The following is a 10,435-nucleotide window of genomic DNA, read 5'->3' as shown; positions in this document are numbered from 1 at the left end:
GACCGCGCGCCGGGCAAGTCGATGTCGCAACTGAAAGACGCGCTGCCGAAGACCTGGTCGTCGCCAACGATGTCGCCGCACTGCGCCGACGAGGTAAAGTATCGGGTGATCGATCAGGTGGTGAAGCACTTCGAAACCGCGCAGGCAAACGGCGACCTGGTCGCCGGCCAGCCGATCCGCGATCTCGTCACCGTCAACGGCGTTCGCGTGACGTGCGAAGACGGCAGCTGGGGCCTGGTCCGGGCCTCGTCGAACAAGCCCGAGCTGGTCGTCGTGGTCGAAAGCCCGGTATCGGAGCAGCGGATGCACGACATGTTCGAGGCCGTGAACGTCGTGCTGCGCCAGCACCCCGAAGTCGGCCCGTATAATCAGACGATTTGATACCGTGACGATCGACGCCGGTCGCTGGTGCGCGCTTTGATTTGCCGGCCGGGATCGACTAGATGGATGCGATCATTTGCAGTCCGTGCCGCTTGGAAGCGCTCCGGGACTCAGCGGACGGAGACCGGCCTATTCGACGTCTTGGCGACATCGCAAGGATGACAGTCAGTCTGGCGGCGTTTCTCGCCCTCGCCGGCTGCTCGTCGATTCTCGATGTTCTGCCGGATGGCGGCGACAAGGCACCGAAGGCTGCGGTGATGGCCGTCGATCTGAAGAAGGTCGGTGACGAAACCAAGCTGCCGCAGCCGTGGGAAATCGCCGGCCCAATCGAGGCCGATCCGGTCACGGTGACGCCGTGGATCGTCTGCCTGCGCAGCCACGCGCCGGAGCAAACCCGGCAGACCTATGCGCTGTTCTACAAGGGCGGGAAGCTCGAAACCTATCGGTTCGCCGCGATCGTCGACCGCTGCGACATACAGAGCTTCAGAGCGTTCTGATCACGACGCGCGGCGCTCCAGCGGATACTCCTCGCTCTCGTACAGCGTGCGGATGCCCTTGTGGTCGAAGCGGGCCTCGTCGACCTGCAGATAGGCGCCGTTCAGACAATCGGCCGGCAATTCCTCGATCGCATAGCGCACTGCTTCCGCCGCGCAGTTGAAGCGGCGATAGGCGACACCGGTGCGGCGCTTCTTGCGGATCGCTGCGGGAAACAGTTCTGCGGACATGTCGTAGCTGAACGCCATGGCGAAATAGCCTCCTCAGGATGGGGATGCGCCACGCGGGGACACGATCAGGACCGGCACCGGCGGCTTCAATTCCGATGCTCTTCATATAGGCACGATGCGCGGATTTGCGACCCTCCGTCCTGGGCGGAGAAGCTATCCAATTGAATTTTCTGATATTCTTTGACTGGAAAGATGCAAAAAGCGGGCCTCAGAGGCATCCGCTTCCGCCCATTGTCCCGATGAATCGCAATCCGGCCTATTTGGGCTCCAGCTTCAGCGCGGCCGAATTGATGCAGTAGCGCAGCCCGGTCGGCCCCGGGCCATCGGGAAACACATGGCCGAGATGGCCGCTACAACGCGAGCACAGCACCTCGGTGCGGACCATGCCATGGCTGACATCGCGTTCCTCGTCGATCGCGTCCGTCTCCGCCGGCACGGTAAAGCTCGGCCAGCCGCAGCCGGAATCGAACTTCGCATCGGACTCGAACAGCGTCTGGCCGCAGCCGGCGCATACATAAGTCCCGGGTCGGGTCTCGTATTCGTATTCGCCGGTGAACGGCCGTTCCGTCGCCTTCTCGCGCAGCACGGCGTATTGCATCGGCGTCAGCTCCTTGCGCCACTCGGCTTCGCTTTTCTGAATCTTGCCGGAAGTCATGGTCTTGGTGTCGGACATCGTTCCTCCTGAACCGTCGAGCCCACCGTCAGTTGGTCGCCTTGGCGCTGCTCACCAGCGTCGGCTTGTCGAGGTACTCGGTCGGAAACAGCTTCTTCAGCGCCTCGATCTTCGGCAGGTCGTTGTACGCAATATAGGGCTGATTGGGATGCAGCGTCAGGTAGTCCTGGTGATAGGCTTCGGCGGCATAGAAGCCCTTCAGCGGGCCGACCTTGGTGACGATCGGCGCGCCGAACACCTTGGCGGCGTCGAGCTGCGCGATGTAGGCATCGGCGATGCGCTTCTGCTCGTCGCTGGTGGTGAAGATCGCCGAGCGATATTGCGGCCCGGTGTCTGGGCCCTGGCGATCGAGCTGGGTCGGATCGTGCGCGACCGAGAAGTAGATCTGCAGCAGCTTGCCATAGGAAACCCGCTTCGGATCGTATTTCACCTCGACCGCCTCGGCGTGGCCGGTGGTGCCGGTCGACACCAGCGGGTAGCTCGCGCTCGCCTTGCTGCCGCCCGCATAGCCCGACAACGCATTCACCACGCCGGCCGTATGCTGGAACACGCCCTGCACGCCCCAGAAGCAGCCGCCGGCGAACACCGCGGTCTGAATGCCACCGGCCTCCTTGGCGTCGAGTTGCGGCGGCGGAATCACCACCGGCGCCTCGGCCGCACGGGACGGTCCGAGTGCGGACCACGCCAGCAGCCCAACGGCGGCGGCGCAGAGAGCAAGACGACCAAATGGAGCGCGCATGAGCTGTCCTCGCGAGGTTGAGGCCGAGGCTTTGGCCTGGCTGTTGCGTTCAAGATACGAAGCTCGGGCCGGGCTGTTACGCAGGCGCGGAGCACGAGTTCGTGACCGCCGCCTGTCCCATCAGGAGGCCGTTCAACGTCGCGGACGCGAGGCAATTCGGGACTTTGCACCGAGAGGGCTGACCGCAACCGTCGCACGCCGATCTGCCCCCGGCCCTAATTCTAGATGACCAAAGCCCGAAGGCTGCATTGCATTAAGGATAGCGGCTCTCCGGACTGGATCACCCCTTCGTGAAGTGCCAAGATGCGCACGGCCCGGTGGCGGAAGATTAACGCGGGAGCGGTGCAACGCTCTTTTTTCCTGGTTCAAGTCCAGGCTGGGCCTCCAGATCCTGCCGAAATGCCGGTTGACGGGCGACTCGAAGGCCTTTCGCCGCCCGGGAAACTGGTCTAAGACACCTCCCGCGCGCCTGGGACGGCCCGGCGCTTGAAGACCTGAGGGACGCGCGGCTGCGCGCCCTTTTTTTGTGCCCGCGATTTCCGCCCGCGTCAGCGAGATTTGATGCCCAAACGAACCGACATCTCCACCATCCTCATCATCGGGGCCGGTCCTATCGTGATCGGCCAGGCTTGCGAATTCGACTATTCCGGCACGCAGGCGGTCAAGGCGCTGAAGCAGGAGGGCTATCGGGTCGTCCTGGTCAATTCCAATCCGGCGACGATCATGACCGATCCGGAATTGGCGGACGCGACCTATATCGAGCCGATCACCCCCGAGATCGTCGCCAAGATCATCGAGAAGGAGCGCTACGTCATTCCCGGCGGCTTCGCGCTGCTGCCGACGATGGGTGGCCAGACCGCGCTGAACTGCGCGCTGTCCTTGCGCAAGCTCGGCACGCTGGAGAAGTTCGACGTCGAGATGATCGGCGCCACCGCCGACGCGATCGACAAGGCCGAGGACCGCGAGCGGTTCCGCACCGCGATGACCAAGATCGGCCTCGAAACGCCGAACTCCCGCCAGGTCAAAACCCTGCCCGACGCGCTGCGCGCGCTCGACGAGATCGGTTTTCCGGCGCTGATCCGGCCGTCGTTCACGATGGGCGGCACCGGCGGCGGCATCGCCTACACCAAGGCCGAGTTCATCGAGATCGTCGAACGCGGCATCGACGCCTCCCCGACCAACGAGGTGCTGATCGAAGAATCGATCCTCGGCTGGAAGGAGTACGAGATGGAGGTCGTGCGCGATAAGCACGACAACTGCATCATCGTCTGCTCGATCGAGAACCTCGATCCGATGGGCGTGCACACCGGCGATTCGATCACCGTGGCGCCGGCGCTGACGCTGACCGACAAAGAATACCAGATTATGCGCGACGCCTCGCTGGCGGTGCTGCGCGAGATCGGGGTCGAGACCGGCGGCTCGAATGTGCAGTTCGCCGTCAACCCGGCCGACGGCCGGTTGGTCGTGATCGAAATGAACCCGCGGGTGTCGCGCTCGTCGGCGCTGGCCTCGAAGGCCACCGGCTTCCCGATCGCCAAGGTCGCGGCGAAGCTGGCGGTCGGCTACTCGCTCGACGAGATCGCCAACGACATCACCGGCGGCGCCACCCCGGCGTCGTTCGAACCGACGATCGACTATGTCGTCACCAAGATTCCGCGGTTCGCCTTCGAGAAATTCCCGGGCGCTTCGCCGACGCTCACCACCGCGATGAAGTCGGTCGGCGAGGTCATGGCGATCGGCCGGACCTTCCAGGAAAGCCTGCAAAAGGCGTTGCGCGGACTCGAAAGCGGCCTCACCGGCCTCGACGAGATCGAGATCGACGGTTTGGGCCGCGGCGACGACAAGAACGCTATTCGCGCCGCGCTCGGCACCCCGACGCCGAGCCGGCTGCTGCAGGTCGCGCAGGCGATGCGGCTCGGCTGGTCCGACGAGGAGATCTTCAACTCCTGCAAGATCGATCCCTGGTTCCTGGCGCAGCTCCGCGGCATCGTCGACATGGAAGCCCGAGTCCGCGACGCTGGCCTGCCGGATCATGCGTTCGGCATGCGCAGCCTGAAGATGATGGGCTTCTCCGACGCCCGCCTCGCCGTGCTCGCCGACACCACCGAAGCCGAGGTCAAGGCCAAGCGGCGCGCGCTCGGCGTCCGCCCGGTGTTCAAGCGGATCGACACCTGTGCGGCGGAGTTCGCCTCGCCGACGGCCTACATGTACTCGACTTACGAGACACCGTTCGCCGGCCCGGCGTCGGATGAAAGCCAGCCGTCGGACAAGCAGAAGGTGATCATCCTCGGCGGCGGTCCGAACCGGATCGGCCAGGGAATCGAGTTCGACTATTGCTGCTGCCACGCCTGCTTCGCGCTGCACGACGCCGGCTATGAATCGATCATGGTCAACTGCAACCCGGAAACGGTGTCGACCGACTACGACACCGCCGACCGGTTGTATTTCGAGCCGCTGACCGCCGAAGACGTGCTCGAGATCATCGATACCGAACGCAGCAAAGGCAGCCTGAAGGGCGTGATCGTGCAGTTCGGCGGTCAGACGCCGCTGAAGCTGGCGCGCGCGCTGGAAGCCGCCGACGTGCCGATCCTCGGCACCTCGCCGGACGCGATCGACCTCGCCGAGGATCGCGATCGGTTCAAGCGCATCCTCGACAAGCTGCGGCTGAAACAGCCGAAGAACGGCATCGCCTATTCTGTCGAGCAGGCCCGGCTGGTCGCGGCCGAACTCGGCCTGCCGCTGGTGGTGCGCCCGTCTTACGTGCTGGGCGGCCGCGCGATGCAGATCATCCGCGAGGAGAATCAGCTCAGCGACTACCTGCTCGGCACCCTGCCCGAGCTGGTGCCGGGCGACGTCAAGGCGCGCTATCCGAACGACAAGACCGGGCAGATCAACACCGTGCTCGGCACCAATCCGCTGCTGTTCGACCGCTATCTGTCGGACGCCACGGAGGTCGACGTCGACTGCCTGTCGGACGGCAAGGACACCTTCATCGTCGGCATCATGGAGCACATCGAAGAGGCCGGCATTCACTCCGGCGATTCGGCCTGCTCGCTGCCGCCGCACTCGCTCAGCGCGGAGACCATCGCGGAGCTGGAACGCCAGACCCGCGAACTGGCGCTCGGCCTCGACGTCGTCGGCCTGATGAACGTGCAGTACGCGATCAAGGACGGCGAGATCTACGTGCTCGAAGTCAATCCGCGGGCGTCCCGCACCGTGCCGTTCGTCGCCAAGGTGATCGGCATGCCGGTGGCCAAGCTCGCGGCGCGAATCATGGCCGGCGAGAAGATCGCTGATCTCGGCCTGACCAAGCGCGACCTCGACCATGTCGGCGTCAAGGAATCAGTGTTCCCGTTCGCCCGCTTCCCCGGCGTCGACACCGTGCTCGGCCCGGAAATGCGCTCGACCGGCGAGGTCATGGGCATCGATCGTTCGTTCGAGATCGCTTTCGCCAAGAGCCAGCTCGGCGGCGGCACCCGCGTGCCGCGCAAAGGCACCGTGTTCGTGTCGGTGCGCGAAAGCGACAAGGCACGGATCGTCGACGCCGTGAAACTCCTGCACTCGGTCGGCTTCAAGGTGATCGCCACCTCCGGCACCCAGCGCTATCTGTCGGACCATGGCGTGCCGGCGGAGAAGATCAACAAGGTGCTGGAAGGCCGGCCGCATATCGTCGACGCCATCATGAACGGCGAAGTGCAACTGGTGTTCAACACCACCGAGGGACCGCAGGCGCTGGCCGACAGCAGATCGCTGCGGCGCGCTGCCCTCTTGCATAAAGTTCCCTATTACACCACTCTTTCGGGCGCGGTCGCAGCCGCAAAGGGCATCCGGGCCTATTTGGATGGGGACCTTGAGGTCCGGACCCTGCAGAGCTACTTTTCCGAAAGCTGATCGTCGCCCGGCCCGCGCGGCCGGCTATCGACTGACAGGCCCTCAGGCCGGGGAACCCGTCCGCATTGGAAATGTTCTCTCCGGCATTTGCCGGACAGTTGTGGTGCCGTTTTGAGCCGACTCCAGACGCCGCACAGGCGCGGCACCGCCGTTAACTGCTGACCACGTTGCGAACGAGCAGAGTTCGGCGGTCCGCAACGTATTCTTGAAGGATGAAGAGACGATGGTCGAAAAGATACCGATGACTGCGGGCGGGTACGCCGCACTTTCGGACGAGTTGAAGCATCGCCAGTCGGTGGATCGTCCGCGCATCATCGAGCATATCGCCGAAGCACGCTCCCATGGCGATCTCTCGGAAAACGCCGAGTATCACGCCGCCAAGGAGGAGCAGTCCCACAACGAAGGCCGGATCAACGAACTCGAGGACAAGCTGGCGCGCGCGGACATCATCGACGTCAGCAAGCTGTCGGGCGACACCGTCAAGTTCGGCGCGACTGTCACCCTGATCGACGAGGACACCGAGAAGAAGGCGGTGTGGCAGATCGTCGGTGAGGCCGAAGCCGACGCCAAGAAGGGCAAGATCTCGATCACCTCGCCGCTAGCGCGGGCGCTGATCGGCAAGAAAGCGGGCTCCTCGGTCGAGGTGGTCGCTCCGGGCGGCGCCAAGGCCTATGAGATCGAAAAGGTCGAGTGGCGCTGATTTCCCGCGCCTGAACGCCAACGAAAAAGCCGCGCGCGAAGTGCGGCTTTTTTGTTGCCTGAACGCTCCCGCTCACGGCGATTTCAGTCGCTGCTCGTTCTGACTTCCTGCACTCTCTCGCTACCGGCGGCAGCTTGTGGCGGTCGCTGGGCCCCACCTTGAGACAGGACCGTTCATGGACCAACTGTTCGCGCGATGGCAGCCGCTGGCCCTCAGCCTGCTCCGCTTCGTCACCGGCCTCGTGCTGTTCCACTACGGCGTCGCCAAGCTGTTCAAGTTTCCGCCGGTGCCAATGTTCGCCAAGGTCGAGCTGTTCTCGCTCCATGGCGCCGCCGGCAGTCTCGAGCTGATCCTCGGCGCCCTGCTGATGCTCGGATTGCTGACCCGCCCGGTCGCCTTCATCCTGTCCGGCGAAATGGCGTTTGCCTATTTCATCGGGCACTATCCGAAGGGTTTGTATCCGGTGCTGAACGGCGGCTCGCTGGCGATCGCGCTGTGCTTCACCTGCCTATATTTGGCCACCTCTGGCGGCGGCCCGATCAGCCTCGACCGCGTGCTGGGACGGTCACGTTGAGCAATCGGCGACGACGTCAGGTCGTCGCCGACTTCAATTCCAGCGGCACCGCGGCTGCGTATTTCGAGTTTCGCAGCACCAGCGAGGTGCGGACATTGCGGACATGGGGCGCCGCCGTCAGGTGCGCGACGAAATTCTGGAAGGTCGCCATATCCGGCGCAACGCATTTCAGGATGAAGTCGACCTCGCCCGAGAGCATCCAGCACTCCCGAACCAGCGGCTCCTTGCGGACGAACTCCTCGAAGCCGCGCAGATCGGCCTCCGCCTGGCTCGACAGATGCACCGAAGCGAACACGGTGACATCGAAGCCGAGATGGGCCGGATCGAGCAAGCCGCGATAGCCTTGGATGTAGCCTTCCTCTTCCAGCGTCCTGACCCGGCGAAGACAGGGCGGCGGGGAGATCCCCACCCGTTTGGCCAGTTCGACATTGGTGATTCGACCGTCGTCCTGGATTTCCTGCAGGATCTTGAGATCGATCTGGTCGAGGCTCTTGGTCACGCTGGTGCTATTCCCGCAAGGCGGATTCGGCTTAGAAACAGCTTCTCTTAGCGTACCTCGCGGAATTTGGGTAATTTTATTTCGCGATGCTCACAACTCGTTTTCCAATCCTGGTGGGAAATCCTGCACGGAGGTATTGCAAAACTTGCATAGCTCACCAAATAACATAGACTTCTGTCTGATCTTCCGCCCATTGGCGATGCCCCAGCCAGGTCTGCCCTTGCGTCGCGCCGCCCTCAGTTTCGGGGACTGATTTATGCCGAGTCCGGTTCAAGCCAAGGTCGTGATCATCGGATCCGGGCCAGCCGGTTACACCGCCGCGATCTATGCCGCACGCGCGATGCTGGAGCCGATCCTGATCCAGGGCATGCAGCCCGGCGGTCAGCTCACCATCACCACCGACGTCGAAAACTACCCCGGCTTCGCCGATGTGATCCAAGGCCCATGGCTGATGGAACAGATGGAGAAGCAGGCGCTCCACGTCGGCACGAGGATCAAGACCGACCTGGTGGTCGACCTCGACCTCAGCCAACAGCCGTTCCGGCTGACCTGCGACAGCGGCGACGTCTATCTCGCCGACACCCTCATTCTCGCCACCGGCGCCCAGGCGCGCTGGCTGGGCATTCCGTCTGAGCAGACCTACAAGGGCTTCGGCGTCTCGGCCTGCGCGACATGCGACGGCTTCTTCTATCGCGGCAAGGATGTCGTGGTGGTCGGCGGCGGCAACACCGCGGTCGAGGAAGCGCTGTTCCTGACCAATTTTGCTTCCAGCGTGACGATCGTGCACCGGCGCGATCACTTCCGCGCCGAACGCATCCTGCAGGACCGGCTGTTCAAGCATCCGAAGATCAAAGTGATCTGGGACGTCGCGGTCGATGAGATCTGCGGCGCCGACAACCCGACCAAGGTCACTCACGTCCGGTTGAAGAACGTCAAGAGCGGCACGGCCAGCGAAGTCAAAGCCGACGGCGTATTCATCGCGATCGGCCACGCGCCGGCGACCGAGCTGTTCAAAGATCAGATCAAACTGAAATCGTCCGGTTATGTCGAGGTGGCGGCGAATTCGACCGCAACCTCGGTGCCCGGCGTATTCGCTGCCGGCGATGTCGCCGACGAAACCTACCGCCAAGCCGTCACTGCAGCCGGAATGGGCTGCATGGCGGCCCTCGAAGCCGAACGCTTCCTGGCGCTGCGCGCCGGCGACCGCCAAGCGGCCGAATGACTCTCTGATGGCGCGACACCGCGACGGGTTCACCGATATGGACTGGGATAAGCTGAAGGTCTTCCACGCCGCTGCGGAAGCGGGGAGTTTCACTCATGCCGGCGAGCAGCTTGGGCTGTCGCAGTCGGCGGTTTCGCGCCAGGTCAGCGCGCTGGAGCAGGAGCTTTCGGTCTCGCTGTTTCACCGCCACGCCCGCGGCCTGATCCTTACCGAACAGGGCGACCTGCTATTCCGCACAGCGCATGACGTCTTCATGCAGCTGCAGGCGGCACGCGCCAAGCTGACCGACAGCCGCGAGCGGCCGAGCGGCGATCTCAAGGTCACCACCACGCCGGGGCTCGGCATTCATTGGCTGGTGCCGCGGCTCGGCGAGTTCACCGCGCTGTATCCGGAGATCCGGATTTCGCTGATCGTCACCGACGAAGAACTCGACCTGTCGATGCGCGAGGCCGACGTCGCGATCCGCACCCGCAAGCCGACCCAGCCCGACCTGATCCAGCGCAAGCTGTTCTCGATCGGCTTCCACGCCTATTGCTCGCCGGAATACATCAAGAATTTCGGCACGCCGCGGACGCTGGAGGAGCTCGACGAACACCGCCTGATCATGCTGAGCGACAGCCAGGTGCCGCCGCATCTGCAGAACCGAAGTTGGCTGATCGAGGCCGGCCGCAATGGCGTTGCACCGCGCGAGCCGTACTTCAAGGTCAACAATATCCTCGGCCTGGTGCGCGCCTGTCAGCAGGGCCTCGGCATCGCCGCACTGCCCGATTATCTGATCGAGGACACCAACCGCTTGGTGCAGTTGTTCGGCGAAGAAGACTCGATCCAGCTCGACACCTACTTCGTCTATCCGGAGGAACTGAAGACGGTGGCGCGCGTGCAGGTGTTCCGCGACTTCGTCGTCAACAAGGCGCAGCGCTGGCCGGGCTGATTTGCCACCCCGGGGCTTCGCATGTCTGACATGCGGGGGCCCCGCTTGTCGGGCGGCCCGATCGCGGATCAAATTACCCCTATGCTGAGTGGTCGCGCTA

Annotated in this window: 10 protein-coding genes, 1 tRNA gene and 1 pseudogene; 8 read left to right on the top strand and 4 right to left on the bottom strand. The window is 63.8% G+C overall.

Annotation, left to right across the window (positions count from 1 at the left end; genetic code table 11):
* Both DNX69_RS05310 and DNX69_RS05305 read left to right on the top strand, forming a co-directional pair.
* A pseudogene (locus DNX69_RS05310) lies at window positions 1-381 on the top strand (phosphomannomutase/phosphoglucomutase); the annotation flags it as partial.
* Between the two features lie 158 nt (window positions 382-539).
* The gene (locus DNX69_RS05305; RefSeq protein ID WP_110784972.1) at window positions 540-878 is read left to right on the top strand and encodes a hypothetical protein; all 339 of its coding nucleotides are present in this window, start codon (window positions 540-542) and stop codon (window positions 876-878) included.
* Here the strand turns inward: DNX69_RS05305 and DNX69_RS05300 are convergent, their stop codons facing one another.
* The 3 genes from DNX69_RS05300 to msrA form a co-directional block, all read right to left on the bottom strand.
* Window positions 879-1,124: a hypothetical protein gene (locus DNX69_RS05300; protein WP_110784971.1), complete on the bottom strand. Its 246-nt coding sequence runs from the start codon at window positions 1,122-1,124 to the stop codon at window positions 879-881.
* A gap of 238 nt (window positions 1,125-1,362) precedes the next feature.
* The gene (msrB, locus tag DNX69_RS05295; protein ID WP_110784970.1) at window positions 1,363-1,779 is read right to left on the bottom strand and encodes a peptide-methionine (R)-S-oxide reductase MsrB; all 417 of its coding nucleotides are present in this window, start codon (window positions 1,777-1,779) and stop codon (window positions 1,363-1,365) included.
* A 28-nt stretch (window positions 1,780-1,807) separates the two neighbouring features.
* Window positions 1,808-2,518: a peptide-methionine (S)-S-oxide reductase MsrA gene (gene msrA / locus DNX69_RS05290; RefSeq protein ID WP_110784969.1), complete on the bottom strand. Its 711-nt coding sequence runs from the start codon at window positions 2,516-2,518 to the stop codon at window positions 1,808-1,810.
* A 311-nt stretch (window positions 2,519-2,829) separates the two neighbouring features.
* Here msrA and DNX69_RS05285 point away from each other — a divergent pair.
* From DNX69_RS05285 to DNX69_RS05270, 4 genes are all read left to right on the top strand, one after another.
* Window positions 2,830-2,905 (top strand) — tRNA-OTHER (locus tag DNX69_RS05285).
* 174 nt (window positions 2,906-3,079) lie between these two features.
* Window positions 3,080-6,409 (top strand): carbamoyl-phosphate synthase large subunit, encoded by a 3,330-nt coding sequence (gene carB / locus DNX69_RS05280; RefSeq protein WP_110784968.1) that lies wholly within the window; start codon window positions 3,080-3,082, stop codon window positions 6,407-6,409.
* Window positions 6,410-6,632: 223 nt separating this feature from the next.
* A complete protein-coding gene (greA, locus tag DNX69_RS05275; protein WP_110784984.1) occupies window positions 6,633-7,109 on the top strand; it encodes a transcription elongation factor GreA in 477 nt (158 codons plus the stop codon).
* 175 nt (window positions 7,110-7,284) lie between these two features.
* Complete coding sequence (locus DNX69_RS05270) at window positions 7,285-7,683, top strand: DoxX family protein (protein WP_110784967.1); 399 nt, start codon at window positions 7,285-7,287, stop codon at window positions 7,681-7,683.
* Between the two features lie 16 nt (window positions 7,684-7,699).
* Here DNX69_RS05270 and DNX69_RS05265 read toward each other — a convergent pair whose 3' ends face one another.
* Window positions 7,700-8,182, bottom strand: coding sequence for an Lrp/AsnC family transcriptional regulator (locus DNX69_RS05265; protein WP_110784966.1), 483 nt, complete (start codon window positions 8,180-8,182; stop codon window positions 7,700-7,702).
* A gap of 256 nt (window positions 8,183-8,438) precedes the next feature.
* Here DNX69_RS05265 and trxB point away from each other — a divergent pair, with 256 nt between their 5' ends.
* Window positions 8,439-9,404, top strand: a complete 966-nt coding sequence (gene trxB, locus DNX69_RS05260; protein ID WP_110784965.1) for a thioredoxin-disulfide reductase — start codon at window positions 8,439-8,441, stop codon at window positions 9,402-9,404.
* Window positions 9,405-9,411: 7 nt separating this feature from the next.
* Complete coding sequence (locus tag DNX69_RS05255; protein WP_165825188.1) at window positions 9,412-10,335, top strand: LysR family transcriptional regulator; 924 nt, start codon at window positions 9,412-9,414, stop codon at window positions 10,333-10,335.
* Window positions 10,336-10,435 lie beyond the last annotated feature (100 nt).

This window comes from Rhodopseudomonas palustris, assembly GCF_003226555.1.
GTDB classification, from domain to species: Bacteria; Pseudomonadota; Alphaproteobacteria; order Rhizobiales; family Xanthobacteraceae; genus Rhodopseudomonas; species Rhodopseudomonas palustris_I.
This window is presented reverse-complemented; position numbering and strand designations above follow the sequence as displayed.

Excerpts from the sequence above, each read along its gene's own strand:
- DNX69_RS05305 (WP_110784972.1), top strand. The coding sequence starts at position 540 with ATGACAGTCAGTCTGGCGGCGTTTCTCGCCCTCGCCGGCTGCTCGTCG.
- msrB (WP_110784970.1), bottom strand. The coding sequence starts at position 1,779 with ATGTCCGACACCAAGACCATGACTTCCGGCAAGATTCAGAAAAGCGAA.
- DNX69_RS05255 (WP_165825188.1), top strand. The coding sequence starts at position 9,412 with ATGGCGCGACACCGCGACGGGTTCACCGATATGGACTGGGATAAGCTG.
- greA (WP_110784984.1), top strand. The coding sequence starts at position 6,633 with ATGGTCGAAAAGATACCGATGACTGCGGGCGGGTACGCCGCACTTTCG.
- carB (WP_110784968.1), top strand. The coding sequence starts at position 3,080 with ATGCCCAAACGAACCGACATCTCCACCATCCTCATCATCGGGGCCGGT.
- DNX69_RS05300 (WP_110784971.1), bottom strand. The coding sequence starts at position 1,124 with ATGGCGTTCAGCTACGACATGTCCGCAGAACTGTTTCCCGCAGCGATC.
- trxB (WP_110784965.1), top strand. The coding sequence starts at position 8,439 with ATGCCGAGTCCGGTTCAAGCCAAGGTCGTGATCATCGGATCCGGGCCA.
- msrA (WP_110784969.1), bottom strand. The coding sequence starts at position 2,518 with ATGCGCGCTCCATTTGGTCGTCTTGCTCTCTGCGCCGCCGCCGTTGGG.
- DNX69_RS05270 (WP_110784967.1), top strand. The coding sequence starts at position 7,285 with ATGGACCAACTGTTCGCGCGATGGCAGCCGCTGGCCCTCAGCCTGCTC.